14 protein-coding genes are annotated in these 21612 nt (G+C 74.8%); 10 read left to right on the top strand and 4 right to left on the bottom strand.

Annotation, left to right across the window (positions count from 1 at the left end):
- Positions 1–116: 116 nt before the first annotated feature.
- From ACIQ9P_RS15430 to ACIQ9P_RS15405, 6 genes are all read left to right on the top strand, one after another.
- Positions 117–1928 carry a protein kinase gene (locus ACIQ9P_RS15430; RefSeq protein WP_402355212.1) on the top strand — a complete coding sequence of 604 codons (1812 nt, stop codon included), beginning with the start codon at positions 117–119 and terminating at the stop codon, positions 1926–1928.
- An 81-nt stretch (positions 1929–2009) separates the two neighbouring features.
- A complete protein-coding gene (locus tag ACIQ9P_RS15425; protein WP_402355210.1) occupies positions 2010–3653 on the top strand; it encodes a succinic semialdehyde dehydrogenase in 1644 nt (547 codons plus the stop codon).
- Between the two features lie 55 nt (positions 3654–3708).
- Entirely contained in the window at positions 3709–5499 is a 1791-nt protein-coding gene (locus ACIQ9P_RS15420) for a GMC oxidoreductase (RefSeq protein ID WP_402355208.1), read from the top strand.
- A 299-nt stretch (positions 5500–5798) separates the two neighbouring features.
- On the top strand, positions 5799–7355 hold the full coding sequence (locus tag ACIQ9P_RS15415) for a hypothetical protein (RefSeq protein ID WP_402355206.1): 1557 nt from the start codon (positions 5799–5801) through the stop codon (positions 7353–7355).
- 1065 nt (positions 7356–8420) lie between these two features.
- Complete coding sequence (guaA, locus tag ACIQ9P_RS15410) at positions 8421–10016, top strand: glutamine-hydrolyzing GMP synthase (protein WP_402355204.1); 1596 nt, start codon at positions 8421–8423, stop codon at positions 10014–10016.
- 196 nt (positions 10017–10212) lie between these two features.
- Complete coding sequence (locus ACIQ9P_RS15405; RefSeq protein ID WP_402355202.1) at positions 10213–11289, top strand: Rieske 2Fe-2S domain-containing protein; 1077 nt, start codon at positions 10213–10215, stop codon at positions 11287–11289.
- Between the two features lie 34 nt (positions 11290–11323).
- Here the strand turns inward: ACIQ9P_RS15405 and ACIQ9P_RS15400 are convergent, their stop codons facing one another.
- Positions 11324–11548, bottom strand: a complete 225-nt coding sequence (locus ACIQ9P_RS15400) for a hypothetical protein (RefSeq protein WP_402355200.1) — start codon at positions 11546–11548, stop codon at positions 11324–11326.
- Positions 11545–13107, bottom strand: a complete 1563-nt coding sequence (locus ACIQ9P_RS15395; protein WP_402355198.1) for a PspC domain-containing protein — start codon at positions 13105–13107, stop codon at positions 11545–11547. The genes ACIQ9P_RS15400 and ACIQ9P_RS15395 overlap by 4 nt, the downstream gene beginning before the upstream one ends.
- 132 nt (positions 13108–13239) lie before the next feature.
- Between ACIQ9P_RS15395 and ACIQ9P_RS15390 the strand changes: the two genes are divergently transcribed.
- From ACIQ9P_RS15390 to pcrA, 3 genes are all read left to right on the top strand, one after another.
- Positions 13240–14772, top strand: coding sequence for a PspC domain-containing protein (locus tag ACIQ9P_RS15390; RefSeq protein WP_402355196.1), 1533 nt, complete (start codon positions 13240–13242; stop codon positions 14770–14772).
- Positions 14765–15442 carry a response regulator transcription factor gene (locus ACIQ9P_RS15385; RefSeq protein WP_093861754.1) on the top strand — a complete coding sequence of 226 codons (678 nt, stop codon included), beginning with the start codon at positions 14765–14767 and terminating at the stop codon, positions 15440–15442. Before ACIQ9P_RS15390 ends, ACIQ9P_RS15385 begins: the two co-directional genes overlap by 8 nt.
- 163 nt (positions 15443–15605) lie before the next feature.
- Positions 15606–18239 carry a DNA helicase PcrA gene (gene pcrA, locus ACIQ9P_RS15380; RefSeq protein WP_402355194.1) on the top strand — a complete coding sequence of 878 codons (2634 nt, stop codon included), beginning with the start codon at positions 15606–15608 and terminating at the stop codon, positions 18237–18239.
- 82 nt (positions 18240–18321) lie between these two features.
- Here pcrA and ACIQ9P_RS15375 read toward each other — a convergent pair whose 3' ends face one another.
- Entirely contained in the window at positions 18322–19158 is an 837-nt protein-coding gene (locus tag ACIQ9P_RS15375; RefSeq protein ID WP_402355192.1) for a M23 family metallopeptidase, read from the bottom strand.
- A 295-nt stretch (positions 19159–19453) separates the two neighbouring features.
- On the opposite strand from ACIQ9P_RS15375, the gene ACIQ9P_RS15370 reads away from it, so the two are divergent.
- Positions 19454–19861: a cobalamin B12-binding domain-containing protein gene (locus tag ACIQ9P_RS15370; protein WP_320436245.1), complete on the top strand. Its 408-nt coding sequence runs from the start codon at positions 19454–19456 to the stop codon at positions 19859–19861.
- A gap of 120 nt (positions 19862–19981) precedes the next feature.
- Here ACIQ9P_RS15370 and ACIQ9P_RS15365 read toward each other — a convergent pair whose 3' ends face one another.
- Positions 19982–21562 (bottom strand): DUF5691 domain-containing protein, encoded by a 1581-nt coding sequence (locus ACIQ9P_RS15365; protein WP_402355190.1) that lies wholly within the window; start codon positions 21560–21562, stop codon positions 19982–19984.
- Positions 21563–21612: the final 50 nt, after the last annotated feature.

The raw sequence follows: 21612 nt of genomic DNA, 5'->3' as shown, positions 1-21612 counted from the left end.
CATCCGGGACGCCTAGGGTGTCCGTGGAATCTGTTCGATTCAGTGGTCTGCACCGAGTGGTCTGCACCGGGCCCTTCGTCGCGTGACGGCAGGTGGATGAGGGGGAGCGGTCGCGAATGGGCGCGCAGGACCGGCCGGAGTCGGCCCAGGGGGAAAGGCTGCTGGCCAACCGCTACGAGCTGGGCGAGCGGCTCGGCCGCGGCGGGATGGGCACGGTCTGGCGGGCCCGGGACCGGATGCTGGACCGTGAGGTCGCGGTCAAGGAGCTGACCGTCAACCACCTCCCCGAGGAGGAGGTGGAGATCCTGCACGCCCGGATGAAGCGGGAGGCCGCCGCGGCCGCCCGGATCAAGCACCCCGGCGTGATCACCGTGCACGACGTGCTGGAGCAGGACGGCCGGCCGTGGATCGTCATGGAGCTGGTCGACGGCCGTTCGCTGGCCGATGTGATCAGCCAGGACGGCACCCTGCCGCCGCGCGCCGCCGCCGAGGTCGGCGGCCAGGTGCTGGCCGCGCTGCACCGGGGCCACCAGCTGGGGGTGCTGCACCGGGACGTGAAGCCGGCCAACGTGCTGCTGGAGCACGGCACGGGGCGGGCGGTACTGCTCGACTTCGGCATCGCGACGTACGAGGGTTCGGCCGAGCTGACCCGGCCGGGGGACCTGGTCGGTTCGCCGGACTACCTGGCGCCGGAGCGCGCCCAGGGCGAGCGGCCGGGCCCGGCCTCCGACCTGTGGGGGCTCGGGGCGACGCTGTACGCGGCGGTGGAGGGCGACTCGCCGTTCCGCCGCACCTCGCCGCTCACCACGCTGGCCGCGGTGGTCGGCGACCCCCTGCCGGAGCCGCGCCGGGCCGGGCCGCTGGGTCCGGTGCTGGCCGCGCTGATGGCGAAGGACCCGGACGAGCGGCCGTCCGCGGACGAGGCGGCCCGGATGCTGGCCGAGGTGCAGGCCGGGCACACCGTCGGGCTGAAGCCGGTCACGCCGGTGCGGATGCCGACCCAGTCGGTGCCGGTGGTGGACCGGGCGGGCGAGCCGGCGGACGGCACGGAGGACGCGGCGGAGCCGGAGGACGCGGAGGCCCTCACGGTGCCGCGGGCCCAGGCGGCCCCGGACCGGACGGAGGAGTCCGCCGCGGCTCCGGCGGCTCCGGTGACCCCGACGGTTCCGACGGCCCCGGTGGAGACTTCCCCCGGGACCGACCCGGCGCGGGAGGGCGGACAGGGGGCGCCCACCGGACCGGTCACGCCGGCGGCGTACACCATTACGCCCGCGCGCGGCCCGGCCGGGCGCCGGAAGGTGCTGCGGCTGCTCGCGCTGGTGGTGGGCCTGGCGGTCCTGGCCGCCGGGGCGCTCTACCTGGTCCAGCGCCAGCGCGCGGAGGACCCCGGCCGCTCCGGTCCGGCCCCGTCGGCGTCGGTCCCGGGCCAGGCCGGTCCGCAGCCGACCGCCCCGGTCGACGGCACCCCCGCGCCCAGCGGCTACCAGTGGGTCGACGACCCGGCCGGCTTCCGCTTCCCGCTGCCGGTGGCGACCCCGGCCTGGACCCGCTCCAGCACGCCGGACAACCAGATCTACTACAGCCCCGACAACAAGGGGCACTACCTGCAGTTCGCCGTCACCGTGGGCCAGTCGGTCCGTCCGCTGGAGCACATGCGGCAGATGGAGAGCACCGTCTCCAAGTCCTTGAAGGAGTACAAGCAGCACCGGCTCACCGGCGTCGCCGTGAACGGCCACGAGGCCGCGGTCTGGGAGTTCAGCTACCTGGCCAAGGAGGGCGGCCGCCGCCGGGCGATCGAGGCCGAGTTCATCGACGAGGACGGCACCAGCTACGCGATCTACTCCTCCAGCTTCGACCGGGGCAGTGAGTGGAACGAGGCCGAGCAGCGGTTCAACGCGGTGCTCCACTACTTCACCCCGACCCGCTGACCCGTAGGGTCCGCACCCGGTCGGGGGTTTCTTGTTACCGACGGGTACCGCACCGGCCGCCGAGCGCCTAGGCTGCGCCCTATGTCGGACCTCACAGCAGCTGCCACGGCCACCGATCCCGTCGGCCCCGGCGCGCCGGGCCGCAACCCCGCCGCCCCCGGCGGCGGGCGTACCGTCGCCTCGGCCGTGCCCCCGTCACTGGTCGACCGCCTCGCCGTCGGGGTCACCGCCACCGGCGAACCCAGCCTGGTGGAGACCGTCGCCCCGCTGACCGGCGAACGGCTGGCCGGCCTGCCGCGGTCGACCCCCGCCGACGTCGAGGTCGCCTTCGAGCTCGCCCGCCGCGCCCAGCCGTCCTGGGCCGCGCTGCCGGTCCGCCGGCGCGCCGCCGTGCTGCTGCGCTTCCACGACCTGCTGATCAAGCGGCAGGACGAGGTGCTCGACCTCATCCAGGCGGAGACCGGCAAGGCCCGGCTGCACGCCTTCGAGGAGGTCCTCGCGGTCGCGATCGCGGCCCGCCACTACGGCCGGGCCGCGCACGGCTACCTGCGGGACAAGCGGCACCTCGGCGCGGTGCCGCTGTTCACCCAGGCGGTGGAGGCCCGCCGTCCCAAGGGCGTGGTCGGCCACATCTCGCCCTGGAACTACCCGTTCGAGCTGTCGGTCGGCGACGCGCTGCCGGCCTTCGTCGCGGGCAACGCGGTGGTCAACAAGCCGGACACCCAGACCGCGCTGACCGCGCTCTGGGCCCGTGAGCTGCTGATCGAGGCCGGGCTGCCGGCCGACCTGTGGCAGATCGTGATCGGCGACGGCCCGGTGATCGGCCCGGCCGTGGTCGAGCACGCCGACTACGTCTCGTTCACCGGCTCCACCCGTACCGGCCGCGAGGTCGCCCGGCGGGCCGCCGAGCGGCTGGTCGGCGCCTCGCTCGAACTCGGCGGCAAGAACGCCCTGCTGGTGCTGGCCGACGCGGACCTCGACAAGGCCGCCGAGGGCGCCGTCCGGGCCTGCTTCTCCTCGGCCGGCCAGCTGTGCATCTCGATCGAGCGGCTGCTGGTCCACCGCTCGGTGGCCGACGAGTTCCTCGCCAAGTTCGCCGCCCGCACCCGTGCGCTGCGGCTCGGCGGCGGCCTCGCCTACGGGGCGGACATGGGCTCGCTGGTCTCGGGCCGCCAGCTGGAGGCCACCACGCGGCACGTCGAGGAGGCGGTCAAGGCCGGCGCCACCGTGCTGGCCGGCGGAAAGGCCCGGCCGGACCTCGGCCCGTTCTTCCACGAGCCGACCATCCTGGAGGGTGTCACCCCGGACATGGCGGTCTGCGGCGAGGAGACCTTCGGGCCGGTGGTGTCCGTCTACCGCTTCGACACCGAGGAGGAGGCGGTGGCCGCCGCCAACTCCACCCCGTACGGCCTCAACTCCAGCGTCTGGACCACGGACGTGCGGCGCGGGCGGGCGATCGCCGCCCGGCTGCGGACCGGCACCGTCAACGTCAACGAGGCGTACGGCGCGGCCTACGGTTCGGCCGCCTCGCCGATGGGCGGCATGGGCGACTCCGGGCTCGGCCGGCGGCACGGTGCCGAGGGCATCCTGCGGTTCACCGAGGCGCAGACGATCGCGAGCCAGCGGCTGCTGCCGCTCGCGCCGGCGTTCGGCCAGGACGACAAGCAGTACGCGGCGATGATGACCGCCGGGCTGCGGATCCTGAAGGCGCTGCGCGTCAAGTAGCCGGGCCCGCGGGCCCGCCCGGTTCCGTGAACGACTTCCGAAGGAGCAGAGGCAGATGGTGGGTTCGGCTGACGGCCGCGAGTTCGACTACGACGTGGTCGTGGTCGGCTCCGGCTTCGGCGGGTCGGTCTCGGCGCTGCGGCTGACCGAGAAGGGGTACCGGGTCGCCGTCCTGGAGGCCGGGCGCCGCTTCGACCGCGACGAGCTGCCCAGGAACTCCTGGGACGTCGCCAACTACCTGTGGGCGCCGAAGCTCGGCCTGTACGGCATCCAGCGCATCCATCTGCTGGCCAATGTGCTGATCCTGGCCGGCGCCGGGGTCGGCGGCGGCTCGCTGAACTACGCCAACACCCTGTACGTGCCGCCGAAGGCGTTCTTCGAGGACCGCCAGTGGCAGCACATCACGGACTGGCAGGAGGAGCTGGCGCCGTTCTACGACCAGGCGCGGCGGATGCTCGGGGTGCGGCTCAACCCGACCGTCACCCCGTCGGACGTCCACCTCCGGGCGGCCGCCGAGCGGATGGGCGTCGGCGACACCTTCCACATGGCGCCGGTCGGGGTGTTCTTCGGCGACGGCAAGGACGCCGACGGCACGGCGAAGGCGGCGCCCGGCGAGGAGGTGCCGGACCCGTACTTCGGCGGCGCCGGCCCGGCCCGGCGGTCCTGCGTCGAGTGCGGCGAGTGCATGACCGGCTGCCGCCACGGCGCCAAGAACATGCTCACCGAGAACTACCTGCACCTGGCCGAGCGGGGCGGCGCCGAGATCCACCCGCTCACCACGGTGGCCCGGATCCGGGAGCGGGGCGAGGGCTTCGCGGTGGACGTCCGGCGCACCGACGCCCGCTCCACCACCGACCGGGCCAAGGCCGGGGCGCGGACGATCACGGCCGCCCGGGTGGTGGTCGCGGCCGGCACCTACGGCACCCAGAGCCTGCTGCACCGGATGCGGGCGGGCGGCCACCTGCCCCGGATCTCCGCCCGGCTCGGTGAACTGACCCGGACCAACTCCGAGGCACTGGTGGGCGCGCAGACCACCGACCGGCGGTACGGCGCCCGCGCGGACTTCACCAAGGGCGTGGCGATCACCTCCTCGATCCACCCCGACGAGAACACCCACATCGAGCCGGTCCGCTACGGCAAGGGCTCCAACGCGATGGGCGCGCTCTCGATCGCCCAGGTGCGGGGCGGCGGGCGGCTCCCGCGCTGGCTGCGCTACCTCGGCAACTCGGTCAAGCACCCGGTGACCTTCGGCCGCTCGATGAACCAGCACCGGTGGTCCGAGAAGACGATCATCGGCCTGGTGATGCAGTCGCTGGACAACTCGATCACCGTCTCGCTCAAGGAGAAGGGCCTCGGCAAGGGCGCGCTGACCTCCCGCCAGGGCCACGGCGCGCCCAACCCCACCTGGATCCCGGCCGCCGAGAAGGGCGCGCAGGCGCTCGCCGAGGAGATCAACGGCTTCGCCGGCAGCAGCGTCGGCGAGATCTTCGACATCCCGCTGACCGCGCACTTCCTCGGTGGCTGCGCGATCGGCGACTCCCCGGAGACCGGCGTGGTCGACCCCTACCACCGGCTCTACGGTCACCCCGGGATCAGCGTGGTGGACGGTGCGGCGGTCTCCGCCAACCTCGGCGTGAATCCCTCGCTGACCATCACGGCGCAGGCCGAGCGGGCGATGTCGATGTGGCCCAACAAGGGCGAGGAGGACACCCGGCCGGCCGTCGGCGAGAGCTACCGCCGGGTGGCCGCGGTCGCGCCCGTCGCACCGGCCGTGCCCGAGGACGCGTTCGGCGCCCTGCGGCTGCCGCTGCTGGCGGTGCCCGAGGTGCCGAAGAAGCGGGACTGAGCAAGGCCGGGGGCCGCGCCGCCGGAGTGCGGCGCGGCCCCCGGCGGGTCCCGGCCCGGCCCGAAGGGCCGTGAGCGGTTGACAGCTGTCCGTGTCCGATGAAAGAAAGGGGCGCCCTGGGGGGACCAGGCGATCGTTCGTTCGGACGGGGGACGGGGCCCATGGCCATCTGCGCATCCTGCGGCGCGGTTTCGGCGGAGGGGGCGTCGGTCTGCGCGTCCTGCGGGCGGTCGGCGGTGCCGCCGCCGCTCCTGCCGCCGTCTCCTGTGCCACCGCCGGTCCTGCCGCCCCGCCCGCCCGTGGCGCCGCCGGTTCTGACGAAGCCGGAGCTGACGAAGCCGGACCTGCCGCCGCCCGTCCTGCCGCCGGTCCCGCCCACGGCGGGGAGCTGGGGCGCCGGGCGGCCGTACCACCCGGCGGCCCGCCGGCCCGCCGCCCTCCGGTGGCTCACCGGCGCCGACTGGCGCCCGGCCCTGCGGGTGGTCGTCGCGCCGACCGTCGTCCTGCTGCTGGCCGCGCTGATCGCCGCCGTCCCGGAGAGCGACCTCTACTTCGGCCCCTACGGCGCGCCGTCCTTCGGCAAGCGCTTCGCCAGTTCGCTGGCCATGGCGCTGGCCGCCCTCGGCGCGCCGTACCGGCTGGGCCTCGAATCCGTCGTGGGTGAGACCTCCTCGGTGTTCCGCGCCCTGCCGATGACCGTCACCGGGCTCTGGCTGTTCGCACTCTGGCTCGGTCTGCGGGTCGGCGCGCGCCGACGGCAGCAGCGCACCGGCGAGCAGCAGACCCGCCGGCAGGCGGCCGGCGAGGCCGTGCGCACCGCCGTCGCCGCCGCCGTCGTGGCCGTGCTGCTCGGTCTGGCCGGCGGTCTGCGGTGGCAACCCGGGGGCGAGCCCTACGGCCCGGATCCCTCGGAGGACCCGTTGTTCGGCCGGACCACTTCCACCGCCTCGGCGGGCTGGCCGGAGGCGGTTGCCTGGGCGGCGCTGCTCGCCGGACTGCTGGCGTTCGCCGTGCACGGCACGGACGCGCTGCGCTGGGCGGCCTGGCGCAACCGGGCGGTGCGCGGCTGGGCGGTCGCGGGGCTGGCGGCCGGGCGCGCGCTGGCGGTCTCGGTGGCGCTGGCGTCGGGGGTCGGCTTCGTGCTGGTCGCGGTCCGGGTCGACGGTGATGTGACCGGCGCCGCGGTCGCCTTCCTGCCCAACCTCGGCCTGCTGCTGCTCGGGGTGGGTTCCGGGGCGACCTTCCGGGCCAGCAGCACGGCCGTGCCCGGCGCGGGGGCGGACGTGGAGCGGGGCGTGCGCGACGCGCAGGACTACTCCTTCTTCGACCCGAACACCGCGGGGACCGACTGGCGCTGGTCGGCGCTGCTCGCGCTGGTCTCCGCCGCGGTCCTCGGCTGGACGGCGTACCGGCGGCGGCTGGACCGGGCGGACCGGCTCCGGCTGGCGGTCGTGTACGCGGTCGGGCTGAGCCTGTTGACGCTGCTCTCGGGGACCGTGGTGTCCACCGGGACCGGGTACCGCGGGGTGCGGATGTCGGGCTTCGACGACGCGTTCGGGCTGGTGCCGTGGACGCTGCTGGTGGCCAGCGCGGTCTGGGCCGCGGTCGGCGCGCTGGCGGTGCCCGCGCTGCTGGCGGCCCGCGACCGGCGGCCGGAGCCGCCGGCGGACCGGGGGGCGGGGGAGTCCGGGGCGGACGCCGGAGCCCGGTCCGTGGTGAGGCCCGGGGCGGAGGCCGTCGGGCCGACGCCGATGCCGTTGGAGGTGGTCGGCTCGGAGGACGGGCGGCGCCCGGCCCGGCCGGAGCCGGAGGACGGCGGCCCGGTGGACCCCACGGTGTGGAGCCGGCGGCCGTAGCGGCGACGGCGGGACCGTGGCCGACGCGGTCCGAAGCGGTTCGAACCGCGACCGGCCGGAAACCGACCCCGGGCAGGGCAAAGGGCCCCGCGGGGGAACGGGGCCCTTTGTCGCTCAGCACTCGGCGTCAGGGCGCGCCGGTGCTGGGGTGACGGCGCCGGGGGAGTAGCGCCGTCCGGTCGGTCGGTCGATGGGTCGCGCGTCGCCGCGGCTCCGGCGGGGTGGGCCGGCGCGCGGGCGCGCGAGGGCGTGGCGGTGGTCCGGACGCATGCTTGCGTCGAGCCTTCGCTCACGGAGCGTAAGGTGATAATCGTTGCCACCGCGGGTCTCGGCGGCACCGATCGGCACTCCGCGGATGGCGCTGCGGCCATCGGGAGAACCTCTTCCACGCAGCATCGTGCTGGAAGAAGGGCTTGCTCTGCAACCGATTCGGCATGATTCGGTACAGGCCGTTTCCGGCCGGGTCGGCCGTCGGGCCGGGTCGGGTCGGCCCCGCGGGGGCCGGACGGGGCGACGGGGGAGTGGTTCCCGTGATCACGTTCTGTAGTGGCGCCGGTCGGGGCGCACGGAGACGCGCGTAGCGGCGCGGGGACGAGCACCGGGGTGCGCCGGGATCGTGTCGGGTGCGGCGGCCGGCACCGGGCGTCCCCGGCGGCCGACCGCCCCACCTCCTTGGTCCAGTCGCGGCCGGGGTCGCTGTCCCCTGCTGGCCGGCCGCAGCACCGGCGCACGGTCCCACGGCGCGCCGCTCCCCGGTCAGGCCGGTTCCGCGACGGCGCCACGCGCGCCGGTGGACTGGGTCGAGCTCCACGCGTGGTCCTGCACTGCCGTACGGGCGCCCTGGCCGGGGCGGGGTGACGCGTCTGGCGGACGCGGCGCGGTCGTACGGTCCGCCCGGAGCAACGAACCGGCCGCCGCGGCGGTCACGGCCCCGGGGGCGGGCAGACGAGTGAAACCGGCCAGCCCGGTAGACTCGACGGCAGACCCCCGCCTGTCGCCCGCCGCACGCCCCCCGAGGGCCGCGCCGCGTGCGACACCTTTCGTAACGCTGCCGGAAGGCCGTCTGTGTCCTCTGCTACTCCCGTCCAGTCCGCGCCTGAGACCGACACCGTCCTGGTGGTCGACTTCGGTGCCCAGTACGCCCAGCTCATCGCCCGACGGGTGCGTGAGGCCAGGGTCTACAGCGAGATCGTGCCGAGCAGCATGCCGGTCGCCGAGATGCTCGCCAGGAACCCGAAGGCGATCATCCTCTCCGGCGGCCCCTCGTCGGTCTACGCGGAGGGCGCGCCGCAGCTGGACCGCGCGATCTTCGAGGCCGGCGTGCCGGTCTTCGGCATGTGCTACGGCTTCCAGCTGATGGCGAAGACGCTCGGCGGCACCGTCGACAACTCCGGCGCCCGCGAGTACGGCCGCACCCCGCTGGTCGTCTCGCGCACCGGCTCGACCCTGTTCGAGGGCGTCCCGGCCGAGCACTCGGTGTGGATGTCGCACGGCGACGCCTGCTCGGCGGCCCCGGAGGGCTTCACCGTCACCGCCTCCACCGACGTGGTTCCGGTCGCGGCCTTCGAGAACGACGAGGCCCGGCTCTACGGCGTCCAGTACCACCCCGAGGTGCTGCACTCCGACCACGGCCAGCAGGTGCTGGAACACTTCCTGTACCGCGGCGCCGGCCTCGCCCCCACCTGGACCACCGGCAACGTGGTCGAGGAGCAGGTGGCGCTGATCCGCGCCCAGGTCGGCGACAAGCGCGCCATCTGCGGTCTGTCCGGCGGTGTCGACTCGGCGGTCGCGGCCGCGCTGGTCAACAAGGCCATCGGCTCCAGGCTCACCTGCGTGTACGTCGACCACGGTCTGATGCGCAAGGGCGAGACCGAGCAGGTCGAGAAGGACTTCGTCGCCGCCACCGGCGTGCGGCTGAAGGTCGTCGACGCCAAGGAGCGCTTCCTCACCGCGCTGAAGGGTGTCAGCGACCCGGAGGAGAAGCGCAAGATCATCGGCCGGGAGTTCATCCGGGTCTTCGAGCAGGCGCAGGCCGAGATCGTCGCCGAGGCCGGCGAGCACGGCGAGTCGGTCGACTTCCTGGTCCAGGGCACCCTGTACCCGGACGTGGTGGAGTCCGGTGGCGGCACCGGCACCGCCAACATCAAGTCCCACCACAACGTCGGCGGACTGCCGGAGGACCTGCAGTTCTCGCTGGTCGAGCCGCTGCGCAAGCTGTTCAAGGACGAGGTCCGGATGGTCGGCCAGGAGCTCGGCCTGCCGGAGGAGATCGTCCAGCGGCAGCCGTTCCCGGGCCCCGGCCTGGGCATCCGGATCGTCGGCGAGGTCACCGAGGAGCGGCTCGACCTGCTCCGCGAGGCCGACGCGATCGCCCGCGAGGAGCTGACCGCGGCCGGCCTGGACCGTGAGATCTGGCAGTGCCCGGTGGTCCTGCTCGCGGACGTCCGCAGCGTCGGCGTCCAGGGCGACGGCCGTACCTACGGTCACCCGATCGTGCTGCGTCCGGTGTCCTCCGAGGACGCCATGACCGCCGACTGGTCGCGCCTGCCGTACGACGTGCTGGCCCGCATCTCCACCCGGATCACCAACGAGGTCCCCGACGTCAACCGCGTCGTGCTGGACTGCACCAGCAAGCCGCCGGGCACCATCGAGTGGGAGTGAGCCCTCCCCGTCCCGGCCGGTCCTGAACCGGTTCTGAACGACCGTGCCGCCGCTCCCGTACCGGGGAGCGGCGGCACGGTCGTTCCGTGTCCACGGGCACCCGGCGGGTGGGCCCTCCCACCGAAAGCGTTCACGACCGGGCAGAATGCGTCCGGACCTGTCAGGCGGTGACGGGCCGGCGAGGAAGGTGTGCGGAATGTCGGAGGCCAGCAGCTCCGTGGCGGCCGGGCCGGGCCCGGCCGCCAGCATCGGCGACGGTGCGGCCGGACCGCCCCCGGGCGCCGGCGAGGGTTCCGGACCGGTGGGCAGAACCGGGCGGGTCGCCGCCTGGAAGGCGGCCGGCTCGCGGCTCGCGCTGCTGCCGCTGAGGCTCTTCCTCGGTGTCACCTTCGTCTACGCGGCACTCGACAAGCTCTCCGACAGCCACTACCTGGCCGGCGCCGGCGACCCGGCGTCCTTCGTCTCGCAGACCCGCGCGGCCAAGGGCTCCAGCCCGATCTCCTTCCTGCTCGGCCCGGCCCTGGACCACCCCACGCCGTTCGCGCTGCTGGTCGCCTTCGGTGAGCTGGCGGTGGGCCTGGGCACCCTGCTCGGCCTCTGGTGCCGGCTGGCCGCCGCCGGCGGGGCCATGATCGGTCTCAGTCTCTGGCTCACCGTCAGCTGGAACGTCTCGCCCTACTACCTCGGCAACGACCTCGTCTACCTGATGGCCTGGACACCGCTGCTGCTGGCCGGCACCCCCTACCTGTCGGTGGACGGCTACCTCGCCCGGCGGTCCGGCCGGGACCGGCAGCGCGGCCTGCACGAGGACCACGTCCGGCGGCGGGCCCTGATGGACGGCGGCATCGCGGCCGTCGCGATGGGCGGGGCGGGGCTGCTCGCCGGCTCGCTGACCGCCACCTTCGGGCGGGACCGGCCCGCCGCGAGGGCGAAGCAGCCCGCGGCCCCGGCGCCGGCCGCCCCGCCCGTCACGGTGGACGCCGCGAGCGTCCCGGTCGGCGGCTCGGCCCAGGTCAAGGACCCGGCCAGTGGCGACGCGGTCTACGTGGTGCAGCCCAAGGCGGGCCAGTACTGCGGGTTCTCCTCGGTCTGCACCCACTCCGGCTGCGCCGTCGACGCGCCGAAGAACGGTCAGCTGTACTGCCCGTGCCACGGCTCCCGGTTCGACGCGGCGACCGGGGCGGTGCTGAACGGGCCGGCCACCAAGCCGCTGCCGAAGTACACGGTCACCAAGGAGGGCGACAAGCTGCGGCTGGGGTCCCCGGAGAGCTGACGGCCCGCCGGCGACGGTCCCGGGCGGACCGGTCCTACCGGGCGGAGTCCGGCCGGGTCTCCTCCGGCCGGGAGCGGCGGACCGCCGCCGCCACCGCCCCGGCCAGGCCGCCCAGGCCCAGCACGATGAAGGTCACCGGGATGACGATCCGGCCGTTCACCGAGACGTCGTTCACCGCCGCGACCAGGTAGAGCACCGCGATCACGGTGAACAGGCCCCCCGCGATCAGCGAGAAGAGATCGAGCTGGTGCTTCCTCACTTCTGGACCACCTTGATGTTCCCGAGCCCGATCCGCAGCGCGAGGTCGAGCGTTCCCTTGGATGTCTGTCCGTTCGCCGGCAGCACCTGGTAGCTGCGCTTGCCCGGGCCGTTGTCGGGGCTGTCGAGGCCCGGCACCTGGACCTGGCCCAGTCCGACCTCGGTCCGTACGTTCACCGTCACGTCGGACGGCACCGTCACGGTCATGTCCCCGGCGCCGAGTTCCACCTCGGTGGCCAGGGTCGCGCCGGCCGGGTCGAGCCCGCCGAGGTCCAGCCGTGCCGAGCCGACCCCCAGCGTGTACTTGGCCTCCAGCTGGACCGCCGAGACGGCCGTCCAGGTGCGCTCGCCGAGCAGGTTCTGCGCCGAGACCGAGGACTGGCCGATCGCGGTCAGCGCGACCGTCAGCAGCACACCCGGGACCACCAGCCGGCGGGCCCGGCCGAATTTCGCGCCGACCAGCAGGGTCAGACCGATCACCAGCAGCGCCGTCGCCAGTACCGTGTCGGCCGCCACGGCCGTCCCGCCGTCGGTCGAGGCCGACCAGACGGCGCTGGCCGCGCCCACCGCCAGCAGCAGGCCGATCAGGCCGAGCGGGGAGCGCTCGCGCCGGTGCACCACCACGGGCGGGCGGGGCGCGGGCGGCGGGGTCGGGCCGGTCCCCTTGCGCAGCGGGTCGCCCTGCGGCAGGTCGGTCCGCTGCCACCAGGGCCGGGCCGGGGTGCCGGGCGGGGCGGGCGGCCCGTAGGGCGGGGCCGGCGGTGCCGGGGCCGTCCCGCCGTACGGGTTGCGCTCGGGGTGGCGCGGGTCCCAGAGGTAGCCGGTCGGACCGGCGTGCGGGGTGTCGGCGGGGACGGTGCCGGCGGCCCGTTCCCGGGCGTGCCGGACCCGGGCGTCGTCGTCCTCCTCCGGCGGCCAGCGGTAGCCGCTCGCGGTGGCCCCGGCGGCGCCCGCGGCGCGGGCGTCGGATCCGGCGTCCGGGAAGTAGCGGTCGTACGGGCCACCGGTCCGGCCGTCGGCGCCGGGGGCGTGCGGGTGGCGCGGGTGCCCGAAGCCGTGGCCGTGGCGCCGGTTGCGCCGGCCCCGGATCCGGCGGTTCCGGCGCTCCGGGTCGTAGCGGACGGCGAGGAACACCATCCCGCCGAGCAGCAGCAGCGGGAACAGCTGGTCGCCGTCGCCCATCGAGGAGAAGAAGACGCCGGTGCCGATCACGGTCAGCAGCACCGCGCCGACCGACTGGCCGTCCACCCGGCCGGTCAGCACCCGCTGGAGCTCGGTGCGGCCCGAGCGCCCGCCGCCCTTGCCGTCCGGGCCGGGCTCGGTCGGCACGATCAGCCAGGCGAGCCCGTACAGGAAAAGGCCGAGGCCGCCGGAGAGGCAGAGCACGACCGTGACGACACGGAACACCACCGGGTCGATGTCCAGGTGCCGGCCGAGGCCACCGCAGACGCCGGCCACCACCCGGTGGCGCTCGGCGCGGGTCAGCGGCGGCCGGTCGGAGGCGGTCCGGGCGCCACCTCCGGCCTCGTGGAGCTCCTCGGTACGGTGGTCTTCGGTCATGCCACCATCCTGGTGGGTGCCGGAGCCCGGCCCAACCGGTCCCGCCCCTGCTCGGACCCTGACTTGTCCCTGAGAAGGGTCAGGGCTCCACCCTGATGCGTGCCGGTCCGCCCGCGTGGAACCATCGGTGCCGTGGCAGCACCCGGTTCCGATCCCCGTTCCCTCGCCCCCGAGCCCGCGTCGGCCGGGGCCGCAGACCCGTCCGCGCCCGGCGGCGGGAAGCCGCCGTACCGCCGGCTGTACCGCAGCCCGCAGGGACGGATGCTCGGCGGCGTCGCGCACGGACTGGCGGTGCACCTCGGACTGCCCGTCAGCTGGGTGCGGATCGCCTTCGTGGTGCTGTTCTTCGCCCAGGGGCTGGGCGGGCTGCTGTACGCCGCGTTCTGGTTCGTGGTGCCGATCGGCATCGGTGAGCCGGCCCGGCGCGGCGGTGGCCCGCACTGGCTGTACGTCAACGGCACCTTCGTCCCGGTGGGGGCCGGGACGGTGGGCGGCGGGGAGCTGAGCAAGGGCGGCGGTCGGCGGGGGGAGCCGGACGGGGACGGCGGCCGGCGCGGCGGGTGGATCGGGCGGATGCGCCTGGTGCTGCAGCACACGCTCCGCGGCGAGCCGGTCGAGGTGGGCGAGGTGGGCGGGACGCCGGCGGCCGCGGCGTCCGGTACCGCGGGCGCCGGCACCGGCGCGGGCCAGCGGCAGGGCGGGCTCGGCCAGCTGACCGCCCTGGTGATGCTGGTGATCGGCGTGATCGCGCTGCTCAACGCGCTCAATGTGCAGACCGCCAAGCCGTACACCTGGCCGCTGCTGGCGATCGGCGTCGGTGTGGCGCTGGTCTGGCGGCAGGCCGACGACTCGCGCTGGCAGCGCTGGTTCGGCCTGGAGGAGGGCGAGAAGCGGCGCGGCGCCTACACCCGGGTCGGCGCGGGCGTGCTGCTGGTGGTGGCCGGCATCATCGCCTTCCTCGCCACCCAGGGCAGCGGCTCGACCATCGGCTCGGTGGTCGAAGCCTCGCTGGCGGTGCTCGCGGGCGTGCTGGTGCTGGTGGGCCCGTACGCGCTGCGGATGTGGCAGGACCTCGGCGCGGAGCGCACCGCCCGCATCCGGGCCCAGGAGCGGGCCGAGATCGCCGCCCATGTGCACGACTCGGTCCTGCACACGCTGACCCTGATCCAGCGCCGGGCCGAGGACCCCAAGGAGGTGCTCCGGCTGGCCCGGGCCCAGGAGCGCGAACTGCGGTTGTGGCTCTACCGTCCCGAGGCGGTCGCCGAGGCGGCGCCGGACACCATGGCGGAGAGCCTGCGGGCGGTCGTCGCCGAGGTCGAGGACCGGCACGGCGTCCCGGTCGAGGTGGTGGTCGTCGGCGACTGCCCGATGGACGACCGGATCGCGGCCCAGATGCAGGCCGCGAGGGAGGCGACCGTCAACGCGGCCAAGTACGGTGGCGGTGGACCGGTCCAGGTCTACGCCGAGGTCGAGGGGAGGACCGTGATGGTGTTCGTCCGCGACCACGGACCCGGCTTCGACCCGGACACGGTGCCGGAGGACCGGATGGGCGTACGCGAGTCGATCCTCGGCCGGATGAAGCGCAACGGCGGCACCGCACGGGTGCGGCCCGCGCCGGACGGCGGGACCGAGGTCGAGCTGGAGATGGAGAGGGCCAATGACTGAGGCAGCGCCGGAGCGCCGGGCGAGGGTCGTGCTGGTGGACGACCACCGGATGTTCCGGACGGGGGTGAGGGCCGAGATCGGGCGCACCGAGACGACCGGCATCGATGTGGTCGGCGAGGCCGACGACGTGGAGTCCGCGGTCCGGGTGGTGGCCGAGACGCGGCCCGACGTGGTGCTGCTGGACGTCCACCTGCCCGGTGGCGGCGGGGTGGAGGTGCTGCGGCGCTCGGCCGGGCTGATGGGTGACCCGGGAGGGGTGCGCTTCCTGGCGCTGTCCGTCTCGGACGCGGCGGAGGACGTGATCGGCGTGATCCGCGGCGGTGCCCGCGGCTACGTCACCAAGACCATCACCGGGACCGACCTGGTGGACGCGATCTTCCGGATCGGCGACGGGGACGCGGTCTTCTCCCCTCGGCTGGCCGGCTTCGTGCTGGACGCCTTCGCGGCGACCGACACCCCGCCGGTGGACGAGGACCTGGACCGGCTCACCCAGCGCGAGCGCGAGGTGCTGCGGCTGATCGCCCGGGGTTACGCGTACAAGGAGATCGCCAAGCAGCTGTTCATCTCGGTGAAGACGGTGGAGAGCCACGTCTCGGCGGTGCTGCGCAAGCTCCAGCTGAGCAACCGGCACGAGCTGACCCGCTGGGCGACCGCCCGCCGGCTGGTCTGACGGCTGCCGCCGCGGCCGTCGACCGGGGGCCGGCGGCCGCAGCCGCCTGCCCGACCCCGCCCTGCCCGACCCTGCCCTGTCCGACCCTGCCCGCTCCGTCCGGACCGGTCCGGTCGAGGGCCGGGCGGGGTTGTCGGTGGGTGGCCATAGACTCGTCATTGCCATGAATAGCCTCTTTGACGACCTCCCGCTCCCCGGTTTCGAGGCCCCCGCCGCCGGGTCGAAGCAGCCCGCGCCGCCGGCCGGCGAGGAGCCGCCGCCGTACGAGGACGACGTCCCGTACGACGCCTTCGAGGAGGCGATCCCCGAGGGGCTGTTCCACACCGACCACGCGGCCCAGGCCGAGCGGGACGCCTTCTACCGCAACGGCGCCGCCCGCCCGGTGATCGACCCGGCGGCGCTGCTGGAGGGCATGAACGACCCGCAGCGCGAGGCCGTGCTGCACGCCGGCTCGCCGCTGCTGATCGTGGCCGGCGCCGGCTCCGGCAAGACCAGGGTGCTCACCCACCGGATCGCCCACCTGCTCGGCGCCCGCGGCGTGCAGCCCGGCGAGGTCCTGGCGATCACCTTCACCAACAAGGCGGCCGGCGAGATGCGCGAGCGCGTCGAGCAGCTGGTCGGCCCGCGCGCCCGGGCGATGTGGGTGTCCACCTTCCACAGCGCCTGCGTCCGGATCCTGCGCCGCGAGTCCAAGCTGCTCGGCTTCACCTCGTCGTTCTCGATCTACGACTCGGCCGACTCGCAGCGGCTGATGGCCCTGGTCTGCCGCGATCTCGACCTCGACCCGAAGCAGTACCCGCCGAAGTCCTTCACCTCCAAGGTCAGCAACCTCAAGAACGAGCTGATCGACGAGGAGACCTACGCCGACCAGGCCGCCAACCCGATGGAGAAGAAGCTCGCCGAGGCGTACTTCCTCTACCAGCGGCGGCTGCGCGAGGCCAACGCGCTCGACTTCGACGACATCATCATGACCACGGTGAACCTGCTCCAGGCGTTCCCCGACGTCGCGGAGCACTACCGGCGGCGGTTCCGGCACATCCTGGTCGACGAGTACCAGGACACCAACCACGCCCAGTACATGCTGGTCCGGGAGCTGAGCGGCGGCGCGGTCGCCGCCGCGCCGAAGCGCACCGTCGACGGCGACCTGGTCGACCCGTCGGCCGGCCGGCTCGCCGAGGTGCCGCCCGCCGAGCTGTGCGTGGTCGGTGACGCGGACCAGTCGATCTACGCCTTCCGCGGCGCGACGATCCGCAACATCCTCCAGTTCGAGGAGGACTACCCGAACGCCACCACGATCCTGCTGGAGCAGAACTACCGCTCCACCCAGACCATCCTGAGCGCGGCCAACGCCGTCATCGAGCGCAACGCCAACCGGCGCGCGAAGAAGCTCTGGACGGCCGGCGACGACGGCGAGAAGGTCGTCGGCTACGTCGCGGACGACGAGCACGGCGAGGCCCAGTTCATCGCCGACGAGATCGACCGGCTCACCGACGCGGGCGCGGCCAAGCCCGGGGACGTCGCGATCTTCTACCGCACCAACGCGCAGTCCCGCGTCTTCGAAGAGGTGTTCATCCGGGTCGGCCTGCCGTACAAGGTCGTCGGCGGGGTGCGCTTCTACGAGCGCAAGGAGGTCAAGGACGTCCTGGCCTACCTGCGGGTGCTGTCCAACCCCGAGGACACCGTGCCGCTGCGCCGGATCCTCAACGTGCCCAAGCGCGGCATCGGCGAGCGGGCCGAGGCGATGATCGACGCGCTGGCCGCGCGCGAGCGGATCTCCTTCGCGCAGGCGCTGCGGCGGGTGGACGAGGCGTACGGCATGGCCGCGCGCTCGGCGAACGCGGTGAAGAAGTTCAACGAGCTGATGGCCGGGCTGCGCCAGGTCGTCGAGTCCGGGGCGGGCCCGGCGGCGGTGCTGGAGGCGGTGCTGGAGGAGACCGGCTACCTGGCCGAGCTCCAGGCGTCCACCGACCCGCAGGACGAGACCAGGGTGGAGAACCTCCAGGAGCTGGCCTCGGTGGCCCTGGAGTACGAACAGGACCCGGGCGAGCGCCCCGACGCGGGGGAGGACGGCGCGCCGCCGGTCGGCTCGCTGCCCGACTTCCTGGAGCGGGTCGCGCTGGTCGCCGACTCCGACCAGATCCCCGACGGGGACGATGAGGGCCGGGGCGTCATCACGATGATGACCCTGCACACGGCCAAGGGCCTGGAGTTCCCGGTGGTCTTCCTGACCGGCATGGAGGACGGCATCTTCCCGCACATGCGGGCGCTCAACCAGGTCAAGGAGCTGGAGGAGGAGCGGCGGCTCGCCTACGTCGGGCTGACCCGGGCGCGTCAGCGGCTCTACCTGACCAGGTCGGTACTGCGCAGCGCCTGGGGGCAGCCGGCGTACAACCCGGCCTCGCGGTTCCTGGAGGAGATCCCGGAGACGCTGGTGGAGTGGAAGCGCACGGGGGGCGCCCCGGCGCCGGTCGCGCGCGGCTTCTCCTCGGGGTCGTCCTGGGGCGGGAGGTCCTCGGGCGGCTCCGGCGGCTCCTCGCGCGGGGGCTCCGCCCGCGGGGGAGCGGCGGCGGCCTCGCCGAAGGCGGGCTGGGGGCAGTCGGCGCGCCGCACGGGCGCGGCGGTGGAGCGCGAGGTGGTGGCGCTGGCGGTCGGCGACCGGGTCACCCACGACACCTTCGGCCTGGGCACGGTGGTGGCCACCGCCGGGGTCGGCGACAAGGCCCAGGCCACCGTGGACTTCGGCACGGAGGGCCGTAAGCAGCTGTTGCTGCGCTACGCGCCGGTGGAGAAGCTCTGACCCGAGCCGTGCTGAGCGGTTCCGGTCCCGGGGCCACCCGGGGCCGGGCCGGTCCGACCGGGGCCGTTCGGTCCGTGCCGCCTCAGCGCGGGTCGAGGCCCTGGGCGAGGAACCAGGGCAGGGGGTCGACGGGGGCGCCGCCGTCGGCCGGGCGGATCTCGAAGTGCAGGTGCGGGCCGGTGCTGTTGCCGCTGCTGCCGACGAAGGCGATGACGTCGCCGGCCTTCACCGTGCCCTTGCGGATCTTGTAGGACCGCAGGTGGCAGTACCACGCCTCGGTGCCGTCGGCCATCTTGAGTATCGTCATGTAGCCGTACGAGGGGTTCCACTGGGTCCGGACGGTGCCGTCCGTGACGGCCATGACGGCGGTGCCGCCGTCCACCGGGAAGTCGATGCCGGTGTGCCGCTTCGACCAGTGGGTGCCGGCTGCGCCGAAGACCTCGCCCAGGCCGTGCTGGGCCACCGGCATCGCGATCCTGGCCCGCTCCGGCGGGGCCTGGTCGGTCGTGGTGACCTGGGCGGCCGGCTGTCCGGCGGGGTCGGTGCCGTCCTGGGTGCCGGTGAGCGGCTGGCGGGCGTCGCTCCGGGAAGCCTGGGTGCCGCCCCCGGCGGCGAGCGCCTGCTGGGCGGCCTGGGCGGCCTCGGTGTGCGGGGCGCCGGCGTTGTCGGCGGCACCGGCGGTGGTGGTCCGACCGGGGAGCCGGCCGGCCGCCTGGGCCCGCTGCTGGTCGGCCTCGCCCTGGACGGTGACGGCGGCCGCTGCCGCGACACCGAGCGCGGCCACCGAGGGCAGCGCCACCCGCAGCAGCGCCGTCCGGGTGGCGGCCTTCGCGGCGTCGCGGCGCTGGGACCGGGACTGCTCGCGGGCGGCGACGCGCAGTTCCGCACGGGTCGGGCGAGGTGCGGCTTCGGGAGCCATCGCGGCTGCCTCCTCGGGCGCGTCGTCGGACGAGGGGGTAAACGACCGAGACTGTAGCCGCAAGCCCGACATCCGGACAAAAGTCCGGTTGTCAAGGGGCTGTGGGTAGGCGGTTGCGGGGTAGAACAGCGGAGGGGCGGCGGGCGGCTGTGATTTTCCCCTCCTCTTGAGAGGCGGCGGGCCCAACCGGGACGGGTGACGCTAACCTCCCCTCAGATTGGTTATTGCTCGTTAACTCCGCCTCGTGCCCACAAGGCCCGGCGGGGTGATGGACGACGAGGTCCAGGAGGCAGTGATGGGTGTGTCAGGACCGATCCGCGTGGTGGTCGCCAAGCCGGGACTGGACGGGCACGACCGAGGCGCCAAGGTCATCGCGCGCGCCCTGCGCGACGCCGGCATGGAGGTCATCTACACCGGCCTGCACCAGACGCCGGAGCAGGTGGTCGACACCGCGATCCAGGAGGACGCGGACGGCATCGGCCTGTCGATCCTGTCCGGCGCGCACATGACCCTGTGCACGCGGGTGCTGGAGCTGCTGAAGGAGCGGGACGCGGCGGACATCAAGGTGTTCTGCGGCGGGATCATCCCGCCCGAGGACATCGTCGAGCTGAAGGCGATGGGCGTCGCCGACATCTTCACCCCGGGCACGCCGACCACCGAGGTGGTCGCCTGGGTCACGGCCAACCTGCGCGCCGCCGGCTGACGGCCGGACCGGGGCCGCGCGCCTCGTCCGGCCCCGGACTCCGCCGCGGTGGGGTCCTCCGTGTGCCGGGTGCCCGTGTGCCGGGTGCCCGTGTGCCGGACCTCTGCGCCGGGGCCAGGGTCAGAGCGCCAGCTCGGCGAGCATCGCCTCGCGGAAGCGCAGCGTGCCGGCCAGCCGGGTGAAGGTCTCGCCCCAGGCGGTGGCGGGGGCGGCCCCGGCCGCCAGCTCCTCGACCGACCCGGCGGCCGTCGGCGAGAGCGCCCGCTCGGTCATGCCGAGCACCCCGCTGTGGCTCCAGGGGTAGGCCCCGGAAGCGGCGGCCCGGGCCAGGGCGCCGACCACGGCGGTGGACAGCGGCGGCGTCCACGGGGTGGCGCAGGCGCCGAGCAGTTGGAAGGCGTCCCCGAGTCCGTGCGCCTCGACGAAGGCGGCCGTCCAGACGGCCCGTTCGGCGGGCGGGAGCACCGCGAGCAGTTTCGCCGGGGCACCGGTGGTGCGGGCCGTCCGCCCGGGTCCGGCGACCGGCGGGGGGCCGAGCAGGGCGCGCGCCCAGGCGGCGTCCTGCTGACGGACGGCGGCCCGGGCCCAGCCCTCGCGCAGGTCGTCGGACCAGGTGCTGCTGGTCTCGTCGATGGCGTCGCCCACCCGCAGGCCGAGCAGCCGCTCGGGGGCAAGACCGGTGTGCGCGGACCACAGGGCCAGCGGGGCGGCGGCGATGACCTCGCCGAACCACCAGGCCCGTTCGCCGCGCCCGGTCGGGGACCTGGGCGCTATGCCGTCGCGCTGCATGGCCCGGTCGCAGGCGGTGGGCGGGGTGACCAGCAGATGGGTGCCGTGCTCGGAGAGCCGGACGGCGGCCCGGGCGCGCTCGCCCATCCGGGCGGCCAGGGCGGAGCCGGGCAGGGTGGAGAGCAGTTCGGCGGCGGTGGCCCGGACGTTCTTGCTGCGGTCGCCGAGCGCGGCCTCCAGGAACGGTTCGTCGGCGGGCGAGAGGCCGTCCTGGAGGGCGTCCAGGAACAGCAGCCGGTCCTCGGCCCGTTCGGTGGGCCAGGTGCCGCGCAGCAGCGCGAGGCCGGCCGCCGGGTCGCGGCGGCGGAGCAGCGTGAGGTGGGTGACCCGTTCGGCGAACAGGCCCTCGTGCCAGAGTCGGTCGCCCTCGGCGGGGGCGGTGTCCGCCGCCGGTGAGGGTGCCCGGGCGGCGCGCTGCACGAACCGCCAGTCCGGGTTGCGGTCGGCGAGCCAGCGGCCGAGCGGGCCGGCCAGCGCCACCGCGTCCGGGCGCAGTTCGCTGCGGGCGCGGGCGGCGTCCAGCAGGGCCGGAACGCTCGCGGCGGGTGCGCGGTAGCCGCGGTCGCGGGCGGTGGCGAGCCACTGCGGGAGCAGCTCGCCGAGGTTGGCGAGCACGCCCCCGCCGGTGCCGCGGGTGGAGAGCAGCAGCGAGAGCCGGCGGGCGGCCGCGGCGGGCAGCTCGGTCCGGTGGTCCTCGGCGGCCGGTTCGGCGGGCGGGCCGGCGGCCGGGTCGGGCAGGGCGCCGGCCCGGCGGCGGACCGTCTCCAGGGCGGCGAGTTCGAGCAGGGCGGTGGCCGGGTCGGCGCGGTCGACGGCGCCGTCGTAGGGGGCGGCCGGGCCGGGCGCGGGGAGCGGCCGGCGGTCGGTGCCCAGCAGGGCGGTGGTCTGCAGGGACTCCCAGGGGTCGGGCACGGGGCCTCCTCCTCCGGTGGAACGGGTCGGGTCGGACAGGTCGGGTCTGG

This window comes from Kitasatospora sp. NPDC094019, assembly GCF_044764505.1.
GTDB lineage: Bacteria > Actinomycetota > Actinomycetes > Streptomycetales > Streptomycetaceae > Kitasatospora.
This window is presented reverse-complemented; position numbering and strand designations above follow the sequence as displayed.